Here is an 18,110-nt window from a genome sequence, read left to right on the forward strand (position 1 = left end):
TGGTTGCATCCTGCTCCAAAAAAATCCTGTGTTTTTCACTTCCTGAATTTATTCAAATTATTTTCCATTTTTGCGCAAAAATCATCCACCATGAAACCCTTTGTACTTCTCATTCTGATTGGCCTGCTGGGTATCAGTCTTTCCAATGCCGTGGCGCACACCAAACTAGCCAACACTTCCATCACTGCTCCGCACGAGATGCGCCTCACCGTGAGCGACGGCACCGAACTCTATGTAAAAGTCTCTGGCAAGGGTCGTCCATGCCTTTTCATTCACGGCGGCCCCGGTGCCTGGAGTCATTCGTTTGAAGTTCTGGGCATCAATACCCTGGAAGATTCTTTGCAGATGATTTATGTAGACCAGCGCGGCAGCGGCCGTTCCGGCAAAGCGCCCGATGGCAATTACAGCCTGCAGCGCGTAGCCCAAGATTTTGACGAAATTCGTCAGCAGTTGAAGATTGCACAATGGACCGTACTCGCCCACTCCTTCGGCGGAATCCTAGCCACCGAGTATGCCTATTACTTTCCAAAAACCATCTCACGCATGATTCTGCTGAGCGCCACCTTAAACCTTAACTACTCGGCTCAGGTGCAGATAGATAAAGGGCTGGAGATTCTGAAACCCGAAAACCCCGCTCCTTTCCTGGACCAGAGCAAGCCTGTGATAGACCGGTTTATGATGATCATTCAGGCCCTAAACGAAAAGAATCAATACCACCAATTGATGTACACGACTACGGAGGGATTGAAGAAAATGGACGAGGAAGATGCCAAACGCCCGCCAAACTATAGCTTTGGGCAGTCCTGGTCTAACTACCCAGAGTACTTTCAGGATTTCACCGAGGTCAGCCGGCATTTGAAGATGCCCGTGCTGGTAATTTCTGGTCTGCAGGATTTCTCCGTAGGACCCGACCACTACAAAAGCTTTAAATTCCCTAACCAGACTACTACGTCAATGCCGGGCGGCCACGTGATCTATCTGGAGCAGAATGCCCGGTTCCAGAAGGTGGTGAAAGAATTCATGAAAAAAAACTAGTAAGCGAATCTAGCCTTTCATAACTCTGGCCTTGTAGGACCAGGTAATCCGGAAACGGGCCACTTCTTCTCCTTTCTCGTCCCGTCCAATGCTGAGAGTTTGGAGACTACTGCCCTGTCCGGTACGTTGGGTTTCCTGTACCGCTGCCGCAATGGCCTCCCCGTCTGAACAGGTAAACGTGATGGTGCCCACCGCTTTCTTGCTGAACTCGGCCTCCATGCCCACCACCAACATAGACACCGAAGGCTGCGCTTTGTACAGATACATCATGCTCAGCACCCCAGAAGCCATCTCGGCGGCCATGGCTAGGCAGGCAAAGTAAATGGACCTGAACGGATTCTTGGTGAGGTACTTGTATCTGATCACCACCCTGGCCTCTTGGTCAGACAAATGCCTGATTCTGATGCCCGCCAGATACGCCATAGGCAGGTTCTTTAACAGAAAAAGCTTCAGCTTTACCGGGTTGGTAATCAATTGCCGGAAAGCGGTGGTAGAAACAGTTGTCATAAGCCCGAGGTGCGTTAGTTAGAAAAGATAGCCATTCTGCATGAGGTATGAAACCCATGAAGCGCAAACCTTAGGGTTATAGGCTGTTTTCAGGCAAATAGCCTATAAACAAAAAAGCCCAGACCACTTAAAATGACCAGGGCTTTTCCATAAAGTGATTGACACCTTCGGGCTGTCTTAGAGTTAAATGCTCCCATTTTTCGGCTTGCGCCGATGTTTTAAGGCTGTTTCCGCTAAAACAAGCCTTAAACGCTGTTTTAAATGATAGCAATTTAAATGCCTTTCACCTTCATTTTCAATCCGTACACAGATCCCATGGCGGTAATAAACAGCGTGGACCGGTCTTTGCCACCGAACACCACATTGGCGGTCCAGTTCTCCTGAATGGGGATGTGCGCAATATGTTGGCCTGCCTTGTCAAACACGGTCACTCCTTTTCCGGTGAGGTAAATATTTCCCTGATTATCAATGGTCATGCCGTCAGAACCCATGGGAACGAACAGCTTTTTATTGGACAAAGAACCGTCTGCGTTGATGGTGTACACATAGGTTTTATTGGCTTCAATGTCTGCCACGTACAGTTTCTTCCCGTCTGGGGTGCCTACAATTCCGTTCGGCTTTACCAGGCTTTCATCTACCCTTATTAAACGGGAGCGGTCAGGACTCAGGTAGTACAGGTGCTCGCCATCTTGCTGCCGTTCAGGGTTTCTGGCCCAGTAATCTCTTTTGTACAAGGGATCTGTCAGGTACATGCCGCCCGTGGGGGCAATCCAGAGATCATTAGGGCCGTTGAGCAGTTTACCGGCATAATCTTTCACTAAAACCGTGTGGTGCCCCGCCAGGTCAAAAGACCAAAGCTGGTTATCCATGTCTGCGGCCGCAATGAGGTTGCCTTTCTTATCAAAGTACAGTCCGTTGGAACGCCCCGCCTGATCTGTGAACAAGCTGATCTCACCCGTTTTAGCTGACCATTTGAAGATCTTATTATTGGGCTGGTCTGTGAAGTACACGTTCCCGTCACGGTCTACTGCCGGTCCCTCGGTGAAGGCGTACCCATCGCCTAACTTCTCTACTTTGGCGCCCTTGGCAACAATAGCGTTCTTATCTGTGATTTGCCCTGAAAGCAAGCGCGGCAGAAGCAGGATAAGCGCAGCGCCTGTCACTACTATCATTACATTTCGTTTCTTCATTCTAAGGAAATTAAAGACCGTATTACGGAAGAACATCAAAAAAAGACTTTTCAAACAAGGCGAAATGAGGCACTTTGTCTTTCCTCGCTCCGCTTTGCGCTTTCTTTCTGAAATTAGAAATCAAACTTGATGCCCTGCGCCAGCGGCAGCTCTCGCCCGAAGTTGATGGTGTTGGTTTGCCGTCTCATGTAGAAACGCCACGCATCTGAACCAGACTCGCGCCCACCGCCGGTATCTTTCTCGCCCCCGAAGGCTCCCCCAATCTCGGCACCCGAGGTCCCGATGTTCACGTTGGCGATGCCACAATCAGAACCCCAGTGGCTCAGGAAGGCTTCGGTCTCCAACAGATTAGAAGAGAAAATAGACGAAGAAAGCCCTTGCCGCACGCCGTTCTGAACAGCGATCGCATCTTCTACAGTACCGCTGTACTTGATCAAATACAGAATAGGCGCAAAGGTTTCTTCCTGCACGGTGTGGTAATGATTCTCGGCTTCTACCAGCGCTGGGGTAACATAGGTGCCGGTGGCGTATTCCTCGCCTTCCAGTACTGTTCCGCCGGTAAGTAGTTTGCCGCCCTCCTGCTGCACGCGCTCCAGAGCATCCAGAAAAGCGGTGGTCGCGGTTTTATCAATGAGGGGCCCCACTAAGATTCCGTCTTTCAGCGGATCTCCGATGGGTAGGTTAGGGTACACTTTCAACAGACGTTCTTTCACCTCGTCATAAATGCTGTCATGAATGATCAACCTGCGGGTAGACGTACAGCGCTGCCCGCAGGTACCTACCGCGCCAAACACCACTGCCCGCATGGCCATTTCCAGGTCGGCGTTTGGCGTGAGGATGATGGCGTTGTTTCCGCCTAGTTCCAGCAAAGATTTGCCTAAACGAGCACCCACGGCCTCACCCACTTTCTTGCCCATGCGGGTAGAACCGGTCGCAGACACCAGCGGCACGCGCTCATCATGGGCCATTTTGCTTCCAATAGTGGCATCACCGATGATGACGTTGAAAACGCCTTCGGGTACTTGGTTTTCTTTCAAGACATCCTGAATAATCTGCTGGCAGGCCACGGCCGTTAGGGGAGTTTTCTCAGAGGGTTTCCAAACGACCACATCGCCGCAGATAGCGGCCAGCATAGCGTTCCAACTCCACACCGCCACCGGAAAGTTAAATGCGGAAATCACACCCACCACGCCCAGCGGATGATATTGCTCGTACATGCGGTGGGTGGGTCTTTCTGAGTGCATGGTGTAACCGTGTAACTGACGGGATAACCCAACTGCGAAGTCGCAGATGTCAATCATCTCCTGTACTTCTCCCAGGCCTTCCTGTAGGATTTTGCCCATCTCGTAGCTCACCAGTTTGCCCAGCGCTTCTTTGTTTTCGCGCAACTTCTGACCTATCTGGCGCACCACTTCGCCGCGCTTGGGCGATGGCCACGTACGCCATTGCAGAAACGCCTGCTGGGCGGTACTCATCACCTGTTCGTAATCTGCCTCTGAAGCCATGTTCACGGTGGCAATTGGCTTGCCGTTGGTGGGCGAATGGATGGTGCGGGTTTCCGGGTTGTTTTCTCCGCCCCAGGTTAAACCGGTGCTGTAGGCAAGGTTGGTTTCCTGTATGCCGAGTTGGGAAAGTATGTCTGTGTTATTGGTCTGCATAGCATGTTGTGGTTAAGCAATGGGGAATTTGAAGCTCTAGTATAGGCCTTTCTACCAACATATAAAACAAAAAAGCTCCTGCCAGTTGGCAGGAGCTTTGCAAAAGCCGTTTCCGGCCTGTTTTTTCAAAAGTAGTTCAGATTAACGACCCAAGGCGTAATAGGCCCGGCGGCCATCTGGATATACTCCTTCAATGAGGAGACCTCCGCGGCGCGTACTTTTTAATACTTTGTCTACGTCTTGCGGGGTATTGGTAGGATTTCTGTCAATGCTGGTGATGATGAAGCCATCTTTCATACCTGTCTCGGCGAAAGCACTTTCCTCTACGCCGTTAATTTTCACACCACCGGGTATTTCCAGTTTATTCAGTTCCTGCTTGCTAGCTGCCTCAAACTTAGCCCCGTCAATGGTCATGGACTTGGTTGAGTTCGGGTCGCGTTTCACAATCTCGGTGCTGCCGCTGGCGTTACGCAAGGTCACGTTAGCGGTTTTAGTGCTGCCCCCTCTCAGGTAAGACACTTTGATTTTGTCGCCTGGGCGGTAACGGGTTACTTGCTCCTGTAACTGGGCACCGGTATTTACTTTCACGCCGTTGATCTCAGTGATCACGTCACCTTCCTGAATACCGGCAGTCTTAGCGGCGCTACTTTCAGAGAAACCTGCCACATACACCCCGTTCAGCGTTTTCAGGCTTTTCTCTTTGGCAAGTTCAGCATCCACTTCCTGCATCTGCACGCCTAGTAAGGCACGTTGTACTTCTCCATATTTCAGAAGGTCGTCCACTACTTTGCTTACAATAGAAGAAGGAACGGCGAAGGAGTAACCCGCAAAAGAACCAGTCTGTGAAGCAATGGCGGTGTTAATACCAATCAAGTCCCCGTTCAGGTTCACCAAGGCACCACCACTGTTACCAGGGTTCACGGCGGCATCGGTCTGAAGGAAGGACTCTACGCTCATGTTACCGGCACCTTGCAAAATACCTACATTACGGCCTTTCGCACTTATAATACCGGCTGTTACGGTAGAGTTCAGGTTGAAAGGGTTACCTACGGCCAGTACCCACTCGCCAACTTTCACATTGTCAGAGTTTCCGTACCGGAGGGCAGGCAAATTGTCAGCGTTGATTTTCAGCAACGCGATGTCTGTGTTAGGGTCAGTACCCACTAAAGTGGCATCAAACGTACGTTTATCATCCAGAATCACCTGAATTTTATCGGCACGGTCAATCACGTGGTTGTTGGTTACAATGTAGCCATTGGAGGCAATGATTACCCCAGAACCAGAACCCATGGCCGGGCCTTGCTGCTGGCGCTGATATCCCTCAAAGTCATCTCCGAAGAAATCACGGAAAAATGGGTGCATTTCACTGGCACTTGGGCCACGGCGGGCCTGCACTTTGTATTCAGTAGTTACGTGAACCACGGCAGGTGTTACCAACTCTGCAGAAGTCACAAAGTTCAGGCCTTCGGGCACTACTACATCTGAGCTGCGCATGGCACTGGTGTACCGCACATTGGTGTTAGGCAATTGTTGTTCATTAACGGGCAGGTCCTCGTCCAGCAGTTTATAACTTCCAACGGCCACGCCCCCACCTACCATAGCGGAGAGCATTAGCCCCAACATAAGCTGTTTCGTTTTCATATCTATAAGTCAGCTATATAGGTTAATAAATTGAAAAGTATCTCTTTTCTAAGAAGGTTTGCTAGTCCTGTTTCCTTTGTACGTGGGAAACGCGAAAATAGTAAAACTAGTATTTTGTTAAACAAAGACTACGCCAAAAAGGCGCTGCGTAGCGCCTTTTTACCATCTTCTTAACGTTTTCTTACTTGACAGAAATCTGGTGTTTCACCACTTTCTCCTCTACTTTAGGAACAGAGATGTGTAGCACACCATTCTCAAACTGCGCATCAATGGCAGTGGCATCTACATGCTCTGGCAGTTGGAAAGCCCGTCTGAACTTACCGTACAGGTTTTCTACCCGGTGGTATTTCTGCCCTTCGTTTCCTTTGTTGAACGTACGCTCTCCGCTCACGGTAAGCACACCTTCTTCAAACTCTACAGCAATGTTTTCTTTCTTCAGACCAGGCAGGGCCAGTTCTACCTCATAACTCTTCTCGGTTTCCCAAAGGTCTACGGCTGGCGTAAAGCCTTGCACCCTGCGGTTGTTCACCGTATCCTGAAAAAAGCTGTCTAACAGGCTGCTAAACGTCTGCGGAGCTCTACCTTGCAATACTGGATGTTGTTTTACAGTTGTCATTGTCTTTATAGCTTTTAAGTTAAATTCTCACTTGGATACTACTCTAGTAGTAAATTTTGTACCAATTAAGAAATCAACCAGAAACAAGACACAACGTCACTAAACCCAAAATTCACACAAAACAAAGCAGACAACTTGTCCTAATTATTTGATAATAAGTATCGATAAGGCATTCTCCCCTTATCTAAAACAAGAAACCAAAGCACGTCCGCAGGACGATGAAGGCATTGCAACGGAACAAGCTGCAACCTGTCACCTGCGCTTCCCCAGCGGAGGGCCGCTTGCGTCGCCCGAAGCAAGAGGAAGCGCAAGCAGCGGCGTTCCAAGTGACAAAGGCCCAAGCTCCCTATGGAACAGAAGGCTTTTACCAGGTGGTACTGAACTGAAGCTCCGCATGTCTGAGCGTCAGCGAGTTCGGAGCTTCTTGATTCTTTTGGTTACTTTTCTCATCAAGGAGAAAAGTGACAAACGCCCGCAGAGCGCATCTGCCGCCAAGAGTATGGGAAGAAAAGAAGTGGAAAGTAAAAGCTAATTGGAACGGCAGTCTTAGTTGTTGGTGAGAACAACAACAACGGCGAAAGGACTAGAAAAATGATAGTGTAAAGTGAAGGCTTACCCATTTCGCCAATCAGGAGATTGGCTGTCCACCAAGTGCGTAGAGCGCTGATGCTAACTCTACGCACAGCGAAGTAGAGCGAAAAAGTAATTCAGCTAAAGAAAAGAACCCTTATCAAAAAAGGCCATTACCTTGGGCTAACGCCCGAAGCTCACTAATCGCTAGCCACGCCATGAGACCGCTGCCTACTTCCAATGCCGCCTCATCAATGTTAAAGGTAGGAGTGTGTACGCCGGAGGTGATGCCTTGGGCCTCGTTGCGGGTGCCCAAGCGGTAGAAGCAGGCATCTGTTTGCTGGGAGTAATAGGCGAAGTCCTCGGCGGCCATCCACATATCCAACTCTGCCACGTTTTCTGCACCTAAGTAGGTTTCGGCGGCGGCGCGGGCGCGGGCCACCAGTGCTGGGTCATTTTTCAGGAAGGGGTAGCCGTCCATGATGTTGATGTCACAGGAACCGCCCATGCTTTCGCAGAGCCCTTCGGCCAGTTTCTTGATTTTCTGCTTGGCTTCGGCGCGCCAGGCTTCATCCATGGTCCGGAAGGTGCCTTCTATTTTCACTTCGCCCGGAATCACGTTGGTAGCACCGTTGGCGATTACTTTTCCGAACGACAACACCGATGGAATTTTGGGATTAGCCCGTCTACTCACAATCTGCTGCAGCGCGACCAGTAAATGGGCCGAAATCAGCACAGGATCTACCAATTGCTCGGGCAAGCCGCCGTGGCCGCCTTTGCCTTCCACGGTGATGTAGATTTCATCTGCACTGGCCATGTACATGCCCGAGCGGAACCCTACTTTCCCGGCGGGCAGAAACGGAAACACGTGCTGCCCCAGGATGCTCTGCGGCGCGGGGTTCTCCAGGACCCCTTCTTTGATCATGAGCGAGGCACCACCCGGGAACTTCTCTTCACCGGGCTGGAAAATCAGCTTCACAGTGCCTTCAAACTCATGGCGAAGTTCCTGCAGAATACGGGCCGTGGTCAGCAAGGAAGAAGTATGCACATCATGGCCGCAGGCATGCATCACGCCTTCTTGCTTGGATTTATAGGCAACCTCATTAGTTTCCAGAATAGGTAGAGCATCTAGATCGGCACGAAGGGCAGTGGTGGCTTTCTCGGGATTCTTCCCTTTCACCAAGGCAACCACGCCTGTTTCTGTGACACGCTCTGGCTCCAGTCCATATTCCTGCAGTTTTCGGAAAACATAAGCTGAAGTCTCAAATTCCTGAAAAGAAAGCTCTGGGTGTTGGTGAAGGTGCTGCCGGGTAGATACGGTGTCTGTCGCGTATTTTCTGGCGAGTTCCTGTATGTGGCTGGTAAGTTCTTGCATAATAGAAGGCAAACAATGACCACAAAGGTACGGCTATAAAACGATACCTGTTGTTTACAGCCTGTTTTCCCGAAAACAAGCCACAAACAGTATTTCTACCGGCCGGTTAGCCTCACTTACTGGAGGAGGACACGCTTTGGGACAAGTCCATTCTGCGGACCCGGGCTAGGCCCGTTAAGGTGATGTAAATAAGAGGAGGCGTGTGCAAGGGACTGATGGCGATGAATCCTTCCTCAGAAAGCGTTTTGCAAAGCGACAGGGTTTGCTCCAGGGCTAGGTGACAGTCTTGGGCAATATCTGATGAGGACGCAGGATGATCCTCCGGCTCCTGGTGCCCTCTTACTCTGGCGTACAGATTCAATAATACCAAGTCCTGTTTGTCCATATGGCAGTGCCCTTTCCCAAACGTACGAACAACTTGCCTCTTAATAGATTGGCAAACTGTTATTTACGTAATTGCCACATGACTTTCAGCACATCCCCCCCCCCCCCCCGCGAAAAATACGTAATGTGAATAGCAAATTCCTGGTTACCTTTTCACCTGGGAATAAAGGAAGCACCTGAAACCAGCTGAGGAAGTGAATATTTGCTTTAAACAAAACCGCCGTTTCTAAACTGCTTTCAGAAAAACAGCTTAGAAACGGCGGAAGTTGAGGTAGACGAGAAAGTCTTACTTAGGGATATTGATGGTTTCTGGCACCAACAAGGCATTGGGCAGTAAATCCTGAATCTTGTTTAAGGCGGCTTGGGCTTCTACCCGGGTAAAGAAATCACCAATCTTCAGTTGGTAGGTAGGTTGCTTGTAGGTGAGGTAATCTTTTTCCTCTGGTAACCGCCGGATGATACTGTTGCGCAGGTTCATGGCCACTTGGCGCTCAATGCCGGTGTAGGCCAGAATACGGTATCCGGCAGCGTACTTGATGTTTTTATTCACCTGTACCACACTGTCCATGAGTAAGCTTACCTGCGGGCCAACATGGTGAGTGGGGGCAGCCGGTGCCATGGGTTCAGCGCCGCCTTTAGGCGCCGCCGGAAAGGTTGGCCGGTATTTTTTGGTATCTACCAACGTATCAGTGCCTTCCTTTTTCTTATCACCGGAGCGATTGTCAGAAGCGGCACTACCGTTACCCGTGTTGGTGGAGGTAGAAGTACTGCCGGTAGCGGCGCAACTCATCATAGCGCACAGGCAGAGGAAAGCAAATATTCTGGATGTCATGTTTCTCCAAGTCATAGCAATGAAACCCCGGCGGATGTTCCAATCCGGTCTGCTCCTGCATTTACCAACGCAAGGGCGGCTTCCTTGGTTTTGATTCCGCCGGAGGCTTTGATTTTAATGTGTCTGGGTAGATTGGCCCGCATCAGCAGCACGTCCTCTACCTGGGCACCATGCGCGGCATAGCCGGTTGAGGTTTTCACAAAATCCACCTCGGCCTCCACGCAGATCTGGCAGACTTGGATGATTTCTTCGGCCGTTAGCAGCGCAGTTTCAATGATCACTTTCAGAATAGAGTTCTTGAAGTGGCACAGCGTGCTCAATTCCTGCAGTTCAGAAATGACCTCATCATGCTTCCCCGTTTTGAAGGCGGCAATGTTCATGACCACGTCAATCTCGGTGGCTCCTTCAGACAAGGCTTGGTGCGCCTCAAAAAACTTTACTTTGGCTAGTTGATACCCGAACGGGAAACCCACCACGGTGGCTACCTGTACGCCGGTATCTTGCAGGGCGGCCACCGCCTGCCGTACAAAGCAAGGTGGCACGCACACTGCCGCGAACTGATGTTCAATCGCTTCCTGGCAGAGTTGTGCCACCATGGCTTTGGTGGTTTCAGGCTTGAGCACCGTATGGTCTATATACGGTGCCAAGCTCTGTTCCGGAGAAATAAGGGATTTAGTCTTCAATGAGAACACAACGGTTGTTGAGCAAATCGTTTTCCACGTTTTTGAACTTCACGTCCTTCATTACGCGGCCATCAGAGTACATCACGTTCACGCGGTCATTACGGCCGGCGTGCTTCTCTACCCTGATAGGTGCTTGCTTAGGAGCGGCTGCCTGAGGCATAGAAGGCATGCCTTGCGTTGGCTCTTCCAACGTAGAATGTACTTCTTCTTTCTGCTCGTGCAATCTTGGCGGTCTTGGCGCTTGTGGCTGACGGGCCTCTTGTACCGGAGTTGGTTGCTGCTCCTGCACCGGAAGATCTGCTTTGAACAGGAAGGAAACGGTCTCTTCGTTCACTTTGGCAATCATGCGCTTGAACAACTCAAAAGACTCAAACTTGTAGATCAACAAGGGGTCTTTCTGCTCGTACACCGCGTTCTGCACACTTTGCTTCAGGTCGTCCATCTCGCGCAGGTGCTGCGTCCAGGCTTGATCAATGGTAGCCAGCGTGATCACTTTCTCCACGGTCTTGATCAACTCACGGCCTTTAGAGGTGTACACTTTCTCCAGGTTGGCTACGGCGGTGATCTGCTTGCGGCCGTCAGAGAAAGGCACGGCAATGTTCTCAATCATCGGTCCACGGTTCTGGTAGATATCGGCCATGATAGGCGCCGATTGCTCCATGATCTGGTGACTCTTCGCCAGGTAGAACTCTAACGCTTCGTTGTATAAACGGTCCATTAACACATCTACGGATTGCCCGGCCAGTTCTGCCGCCGTAATGGTGGAATTGAAACCGTACACTCTGATAATGTGTAACAGGAAGTCTTCATGATTACCGGTGGCTTTGTAAGTCTGGACAATGTCCTCGGCCACGTCATAAATCATGTTCCAGATATCCAGTTCCAGACGCTCACCATACAAGGCGTTGCGGCGGCGTTTGTACACCACCTCGCGTTGGGCATTCATCACATCATCATATTCCAACAGGCGCTTCCGGGTCCCGAAGTTGTTTTCTTCTACTTTCTTCTGCGCTCTTTCAATAGAGTTGGTGATCATGGAGTGCTGAATCACTTCGCCTTCTTCCAGACCCATACGGTCCATTAAGCGGGCAATGCGGTCAGAACCGAAGAGACGCATCAAGCTGTCTTCCAGGGACACGAAGAACTGGGATGATCCCGGGTCTCCCTGACGGCCTGAACGACCACGCAACTGACGGTCTACGCGGCGTGACTCGTGGCGCTCTGTACCAATGATGGCCAACCCACCCGCAGCTTTAGATTCTGGGGTAAGTTTAATATCTGTACCACGACCCGCCATGTTGGTAGCAATGGTTACCGTACCTGGCTTACCAGCTTCGGCTACAATCTCGGCCTCGCGTTGGTGTTGCTTCGCGTTCAATACTTGGTGAGGGATTCCGCGCAGTTTGAGCATACGGCTTACCAGCTCAGAAATCTCTACTGAAGTAGTACCCACTAACACCGGACGGCCTTTTTTGGTCAACTCCTGAATTTCCTCTGCTACGGCGTTATACTTCTCACGCATGGTTTTGTATACCTTGTCGTGCTCGTCTCTGCGTTGGGCTACCCGGTTAGTAGGAATTACCACCACGTCCAGCTTGTAGATCTCCCAGAACTCACCGGCTTCGGTCTCGGCGGTACCAGTCATACCGGCCAGCTTGTGGTACATTCTAAAGTAGTTCTGCAAAGTAACGGTAGCGTACGTCTGCGTGGCATCTTCTACGCGCACGTTCTCTTTGGCTTCAATGGCCTGGTGCAATCCGTCTGAATAACGACGGCCTTCCATGACACGACCGGTTTGCTCGTCCACAATTTTCACTTTGTGGTCATCAGTCACAATGTACTCGGTGTCTTTCTCAAACAGCGTGTAGGCTTTCAGCAACTGATTGATGGTGTGCACGCGCTGCGACTTCTCCTGGTATTCCTGGATTAAGCGCTCTTTTTCGTGCAGTTTATCATCAGCAGAAAGTTCCTTGTGGTTCTCAATGTTGGCCAGTTCCGTCCCAATGTCTGGCAAGATGAACAGGTGCGGATCTTCGCCCTGGCCCGTGATCAGGTCAATGCCTTTCTCGGTGAGCTCAATCTGGTTGTGTTTCTCGTCAATGGTGAAGTACAAAGGCTTATCGGCCTCCGGCATCTGGCGGGAATGGTCTTGCAGGTAAAACGCTTCGGTCTTGAGCAAGATCTGGCGCACGCCGGTCTCACTCAGGAACTTGATCAACGGCTTGTTTTTAGGCAAACCACGGTAGGCTCTGAACAAGGCCAGACCGCCTTCTTTCTCGTTTCCTTCTTTAATAAGGCGCTTGGCTTCTACCAGGTAGTTGCTCACCAATTTGCGTTGGTTTTCTACCAGCATGGCCACGCGTGGCTTCAACACGTAGAATTCGTGCTCATCGCCGCGGGGCACCGGACCAGAAATAATCAACGGCGTACGGGCATCATCAATCAGAACGGAGTCTACCTCATCTACCATGGCGTAGTGGTGCTTGCGCTGTACCAGCTCACCGGGTTCACGAGACATGTTGTCGCGCAGGTAGTCAAACCCGAACTCGTTGTTGGTGCCGTAGGTGATGTCCGCTAAATACGCGTTGCGACGGGCATCTGTGTTGGGTTGGTGCTTGTCAATACAGTCAATGGTGATACCGTGGAATTCAAACAACGGCGCCATCCACTCAGAGTCACGCTTGGCCAGGTAGTCGTTCACGGTTACTACGTGTACGCCGCGTTTGGCCAGGGCATTCAGGAAAGCGGGCAGCGTAGCCACCAAAGTCTTACCCTCACCCGTCGCCATCTCGGCAATTTTACCCTGGTGCAAGACAATACCCCCAATCAACTGCACATCATAGTGGAGCATGTCCCAGACTACCTCAGTACCGGCGGCAATCCAGCGGTTGGCCCAAACGGCTTGGTCTCCGTTGATTTGCACGTTAGGTTTACGGGAGGCGAAGTTGCGGTCCAGCTCAGTGGCGGTAACGGTCAGTTGGCCGTTATCTTTGAACCGGCGGGCGGTCTCTTTCACAATGGCAAAGGCCTGCGGCAGCACTTCCATGAGCACCACTTCCAGGTCTTTGTTGCGGTCTTTCTCCAGGCCGTCAATCTCAGTAAAGATTTCTTCCTTCTGGGCGATATCCAGTTCCGGCTCGTTTTCTATACGTTGGTACAGAACCGTTACTTTATCATCAATGGGTTTCAGACGCTCCGCGATAACGGCTTGCACCTCCTGGGTACGAGCCCGCAGTTGGTCATCAGAAAGGGAATTGAGCTTAGCGAACTCCTGGTTGATGAGCGTTACGTACGGCAGTACGCTTTTAATATCCCGCTCCGATTTGGTTCCGAAAATCTTTGCGACCGTCTTCCCAACAAAGTCAAACATATATAACTAATTAAAATTTACTTGAATCACTTTCAAAAATACGCGGTTTTTCCGACAATTTTCTATCTAGCTAAAACAATACCACTTACACATTAGTGCCCGAAGCATGACGGTATGGCAGAGAAAGCTATAATCTGCTGCATTTGGTTTGTGCAGGAAGGGAAACGAGCGGTGTTTTAAGGTTGTTTTTGGGAAATCGAGTTTAAAACAGGCTCTTTGGGTAGAATTACAGAAAGGTTCTTTATTGAAGGGCAGTGATAGTCTTACTCACTTCTTCTGTTCGTGAACTCAGGGATAGAAGAGGCTTCAAGGACAACAAGTATTCTTCAACAACACCAAAGCACCTATTCAATGCAGATTCTCCCCTTGAGGGGAGTTAGAGGGGTGTTTACACCTGCTGGGCCATGCTTTGTTGAATACCCCTTGCTTCTCTCTTCAATGGTAACTGTTTATTGTAATAAGCTCTGGAATGCGTATTCTCCAGTGTAAACACCCCTCTTTATCTCCCCTCAAGGGGAGAATCTGCTCTTACGCCAGTACTTTCTAACAGCCTGCCTCGCAATACCGCTTGCTCCAAAGACCTCGTAGCGTCTTTAGACCTGCGAGCGTCTGCGCCAATACCCATTAAACCCAAAAGACCGATTTCAGCCCGTTTCTGAGAAACTAGGCTAAAATCGGTCTGTGAAAGGGAAGAAGAAGTGGTTACGCCTGGGCGGCGAAGCGTATTTCGTCTTCAGGGGAAGTGGTGAGTTTAGGCCGGAAATTGAACTCGCTGGTGCGTATGAATCTGCGCAGGGCATCTTCTACGGTGGGCAAAACGCCTCTTTTACTTGTTCCCAGCGCTGAAGAAGCGGGCCGGGCGGCAGGTAAGTTGAAACTGGCCTGTGGTACCGGTTGTAGCCAGGGGTCAGCCTCCAGGCCCGCCAGTTTGGCCGCTAATTCCGCTAACTGCGCCCAGCTATAGGTGCCTTGGTTGGCCAGATGCCAAATGCCATGCTCCCCGTCAATCAATAAATCTAAGGTGGTGTTCACCAGATCTGGCACATACGTTGGCGTAATAAAGCTGTCTTCGGCGGCTTTGAACGTTTCCTGGTGCGCGATGGCTCTGAGGGCGTGGTACACAAAATTATGTTCGTCCCAAGGGCCGAAGAAGGCGCTGGTTCTAATCACCAAAGCACTAGGCATGGCGGCTAGGACCTGTTCTTCTGCCAAGGCTTTGCTGGCACCGTACACGTTCAACGGGTTGGTTTTATCTTCTTCGGTATAAAGTGTTTGCTTTTCGCCGTCAAATACCAAATCTGAAGAAAAAGTGACAAACCCGATGTTCTGCGCCTGGCACACCTTCGCCAACACGGCTGGCCCCAGCGTGTTTTCACGGGAACAGGCTTCCTGCTCCTTTTCGGCATCATCTACACGCACGTAACCGGCCGTATTTACCAAGGCCCAGGGACGGTATTTCAGAATAGTCTGCTCTACCGAGGCCTCATCCGCAATATCCATGTCTTGCCGGGACAACAGCACGTACGGAACGCCCCGTACATCGCAGAGACGGGCAAAAGCTCGGCCTAATGTACCAGTAGCTCCGGTAATCAATAGCGGTGGAACGCCGATGGTCTCTTGCTGCTTCTGCTCATTGGAAGAAATATCCCATACCTCAGGACATTCCGCCAACGGCGGATACTCACTGCGGCAGGCTCGTTTCCACCAGCCGTCAATACTCAGCAACGGATGACGTTCTTCTCCGTCAGCCACACCGCTCAGGAATTTTGAAACGGCAGTTCGGGCAGGAACACCACCGCGGAGGTCAAAAACCCCCATCTCATAATGTCCTTTGTACTGCGTGAGGAGGCTGTTCCAATCATAGGCACCCAGCAAAGTCCAGGCAGTGACTCCCAGTATGTTTTTGCCCTGATTTCTCAGAAACGACGCGGAATCCCAGACCTCAGCAAACCAGCGCATCTGCTCCTCGCGGGTGCAGCATAAGTGGGCCTCAGTGATGGCTACGGGAATGTCATACCGGGCACAAACCTGTTCCAGAATCTTCTGCACGCCTAACGGCGAAGCGGCCTGTGCCCGTACGGCCTCCACATCGGCGTAGCGGTGTTTTCCGTTGCTGCCGTGGGTGTGCCACGGGTAGTCAATGATGTGTTCATCCAAGTACCGCTCACTGGTGACATAGTAGTTCACCCCAATGACATTAGGCGGACAAGGACTTTGCACCAGTTCCAGCAGGGTTGCCTCGGGCACTTGGTTCGTGCGCAGGTATTTCCAGAGAGGGTGCTCCTGGTTGACTTTACCGCAGAGCAAATCCCAGGAAAGCCACCGGCGATGGTTCTCAAAATCTGCCTGGTATTGCAACGCAGGCGTACTGTGAGAATAACCAAGGTCATCGGTCTGCACCAATTGGGCCTCAGGGTTTATTTCCCTAATAGCTTGCATGGCCAGCTTGGTGCCGTTAATTTGATTTAGTAAAGCTTTAGCAAAGGAAGCATCGTCTTTGGTGTGCGGATACCAGAAGCCATATAATGCGCTGAACCGGGCAGTGGTAAGAGGTTCATTGACGGGGGTGTAATAATTGACCCACGGGAATTGCTGAGCCACTGCGCGCGCATATTGGGCAAATTTCTGAGGGAAATCGTCGTCTAAGAGGTTGGTATATCGGGGGCCGCTGCCATGATGCAGCAGCCCCACGATAGGGTCTATGTTCAGTTCCCGGAGTTTGTTCAGCCGTTCTGTTGCCCAGCGCCAGTCTTGTTCCTCCGGATGCTCTGGGGCTACACTTTCCCACAAAACCGGGTACCGCAGTTTCTTGATTCCTAACTCCGCGAAAAGGTCTAAGTCAGAAATCCGGTGCGCATGCCCGCTCTGTGCAAGCTGGTCAAAGTACTGGTCACCTACGCGGTTAACGGTACACTCAACGCCTCCCCAAAGCTCAATGTTTGCCATTCGAACTTACTTTGGTGGAACTTCCGTTTAGGGTGGCAGCACCGCCGTTCAGGGCCTCACGCACTACTTTGGGTAATACGTCTACTCCGTCTATCAAAGGCTTGCTTACTTTGTCTTTTTCAGTGAGCTTTTTGTGTACGGTAAGCGCCTGCGCCACTACCTGGTCCATGTTGTAGTACTTGTAAGTTGCCAAACGGCCTACAAAGTGTACGTTAGGCGTAGCATCAGCTAGCTTCTTGTATTTGTTGTACAACTCAGCGTTCTCTGGTTTAGGAACCGGATAGTATGGATCTCCTTCGGCACGAGGGAATTCATATACCAGGCTGGTTTTAGGATGCTGCTGCCCGGTCAGGTACTTGAACTCCGTTACGCGGGTGTACAACTGCTCATTAGGATAGTTCACCACCGCCACCGGCTGGAATACTTCTTTGTTTACGGTCTCATGCTTGAACTCCAGAGATCGGTACGGCAGTTTTCCGTATTTGAAGTCGAAGTACTCGTCTACCGGACCGGTGTAGATCATCTCTTTGAACGGAATCATGTCAATGATCTCATGGTAGTCTGTGTTGAGCATAATCTTGATGTTGGGATGGTCCAGCATCTTCTCAAACATCTTGGTGAAGCCGTGCAACGGCATGGCCTGGTAGGTATCTGTGAAGTACCGGTCATCGCGGTTGGTGCGGGTTGGTACCCGTGAGGTCACGGACTTATCCAGTTCAGACGGGTCCATGCCCCACTGCTTGCGGGTATAGTTCTTGAAGAACTTCTCATACAACTCACGGCCCACCTTGCTCACCACCACATCTTCTGACGTGCGGATGTTGTCTACCTTTTCGGCGACAGATTCAAAGAATTTGTCTAGTTCAAAGGAAGTAAGGTTAAGACCATACAGCTTGTTGATGGTATCCAGGTTAATAGGCATAGGCACTTGTTGCCCGTCTACGCTGGCCAACACGCGGTGCTCATACGGGCGCCACTCTGTGAACTGGCCCAAGTACTCAAACACCTCTTTGGAGTTGGTATGGAAAATGTGCGGCCCATACTTGTGCACTAGAATCCCGTCTTCGTTATAATGGTCATAGGCGTTACCACCAATGTGCGGGCGTTTGTCTATGATTAATACTTTTTTGTTGGAATACGTGGCTAAGCGCTCGGCTAGTACGCTCCCGGCAAATCCTGCCCCTACAATCAGATAGTCGAACATAATATTATTGGGCTAAAGTTATTTTCAGTTATAGTATATACAGAGATGAAGACTTATATCTCGCTCCTTCTCTCCTGTAAGTCATAAGAGAGAAGTGCT

14 protein-coding genes are annotated in these 18,110 nt (G+C 50.7%); 2 read left to right on the forward strand and 12 right to left on the reverse strand.

Annotated features, from left to right (window positions below; genetic code table 11):
- The first annotated feature begins 90 nt into the window (after window positions 1-90).
- On the forward strand, window positions 91-1,035 hold the full coding sequence (locus tag ACY0JR_RS07960) for an alpha/beta fold hydrolase (protein WP_462633421.1): 945 nt from the start codon (window positions 91-93) through the stop codon (window positions 1,033-1,035).
- Between the two features lie 9 nt (window positions 1,036-1,044).
- Here the strand turns inward: ACY0JR_RS07960 and ACY0JR_RS07965 are convergent, their stop codons facing one another.
- From ACY0JR_RS07965 to ACY0JR_RS07985, 5 genes are all read right to left on the reverse strand, one after another.
- Window positions 1,045-1,542: a DUF4442 domain-containing protein gene (locus ACY0JR_RS07965; RefSeq protein WP_462633422.1), complete on the reverse strand. Its 498-nt coding sequence runs from the start codon at window positions 1,540-1,542 to the stop codon at window positions 1,045-1,047.
- 272 nt (window positions 1,543-1,814) lie between these two features.
- Complete coding sequence (locus tag ACY0JR_RS07970; RefSeq protein ID WP_462633423.1) at window positions 1,815-2,714, reverse strand: SMP-30/gluconolactonase/LRE family protein; 900 nt, start codon at window positions 2,712-2,714, stop codon at window positions 1,815-1,817.
- Between the two features lie 131 nt (window positions 2,715-2,845).
- Window positions 2,846-4,390 (reverse strand): L-piperidine-6-carboxylate dehydrogenase, encoded by a 1,545-nt coding sequence (gene amaB / locus ACY0JR_RS07975; protein ID WP_462633424.1) that lies wholly within the window; start codon window positions 4,388-4,390, stop codon window positions 2,846-2,848.
- A 141-nt stretch (window positions 4,391-4,531) separates the two neighbouring features.
- Complete coding sequence (locus ACY0JR_RS07980; protein ID WP_462633426.1) at window positions 4,532-6,031, reverse strand: Do family serine endopeptidase; 1,500 nt, start codon at window positions 6,029-6,031, stop codon at window positions 4,532-4,534.
- A 181-nt stretch (window positions 6,032-6,212) separates the two neighbouring features.
- Window positions 6,213-6,647, reverse strand: coding sequence for an Hsp20/alpha crystallin family protein (locus ACY0JR_RS07985; RefSeq protein ID WP_462633427.1), 435 nt, complete (start codon window positions 6,645-6,647; stop codon window positions 6,213-6,215).
- A 148-nt stretch (window positions 6,648-6,795) separates the two neighbouring features.
- On the opposite strand from ACY0JR_RS07985, the gene ACY0JR_RS07990 reads away from it, so the two are divergent.
- Window positions 6,796-7,179, forward strand: coding sequence for a hypothetical protein (locus tag ACY0JR_RS07990; RefSeq protein WP_462633428.1), 384 nt, complete (start codon window positions 6,796-6,798; stop codon window positions 7,177-7,179).
- A 198-nt stretch (window positions 7,180-7,377) separates the two neighbouring features.
- On the opposite strand, the gene ACY0JR_RS07995 is transcribed toward ACY0JR_RS07990, so the two are convergent.
- The 7 genes from ACY0JR_RS07995 to glf form a co-directional block, all read right to left on the reverse strand.
- Entirely contained in the window at window positions 7,378-8,592 is a 1,215-nt protein-coding gene (locus ACY0JR_RS07995) for a M20 metallopeptidase family protein (protein WP_462633429.1), read from the reverse strand.
- A 112-nt stretch (window positions 8,593-8,704) separates the two neighbouring features.
- Entirely contained in the window at window positions 8,705-8,977 is a 273-nt protein-coding gene (locus ACY0JR_RS08000; protein WP_462633430.1) for a hypothetical protein, read from the reverse strand.
- Between the two features lie 285 nt (window positions 8,978-9,262).
- Window positions 9,263-9,808, reverse strand: a complete 546-nt coding sequence (locus ACY0JR_RS08005; protein ID WP_462633431.1) for a sporulation protein — start codon at window positions 9,806-9,808, stop codon at window positions 9,263-9,265.
- Window positions 9,809-9,819: 11 nt separating this feature from the next.
- Entirely contained in the window at window positions 9,820-10,455 is a 636-nt protein-coding gene (gene deoC, locus ACY0JR_RS08010; protein WP_462633432.1) for a deoxyribose-phosphate aldolase, read from the reverse strand.
- Between the two features lie 25 nt (window positions 10,456-10,480).
- Window positions 10,481-13,861, reverse strand: a complete 3,381-nt coding sequence (gene secA / locus ACY0JR_RS08015; RefSeq protein WP_462633434.1) for a preprotein translocase subunit SecA — start codon at window positions 13,859-13,861, stop codon at window positions 10,481-10,483.
- A gap of 702 nt (window positions 13,862-14,563) precedes the next feature.
- Complete coding sequence (locus ACY0JR_RS08020; RefSeq protein WP_462633435.1) at window positions 14,564-16,807, reverse strand: family 1 glycosylhydrolase; 2,244 nt, start codon at window positions 16,805-16,807, stop codon at window positions 14,564-14,566.
- Window positions 16,794-18,011: a UDP-galactopyranose mutase gene (gene glf, locus ACY0JR_RS08025; protein WP_462633436.1), complete on the reverse strand. Its 1,218-nt coding sequence runs from the start codon at window positions 18,009-18,011 to the stop codon at window positions 16,794-16,796. The genes ACY0JR_RS08020 and glf overlap by 14 nt, the downstream gene beginning before the upstream one ends.
- Between the last annotated feature and the right edge of the window lie 99 nt (window positions 18,012-18,110).

The sequence above is a fragment of the Rufibacter sp. JT3400010 genome, from assembly GCF_054956755.1.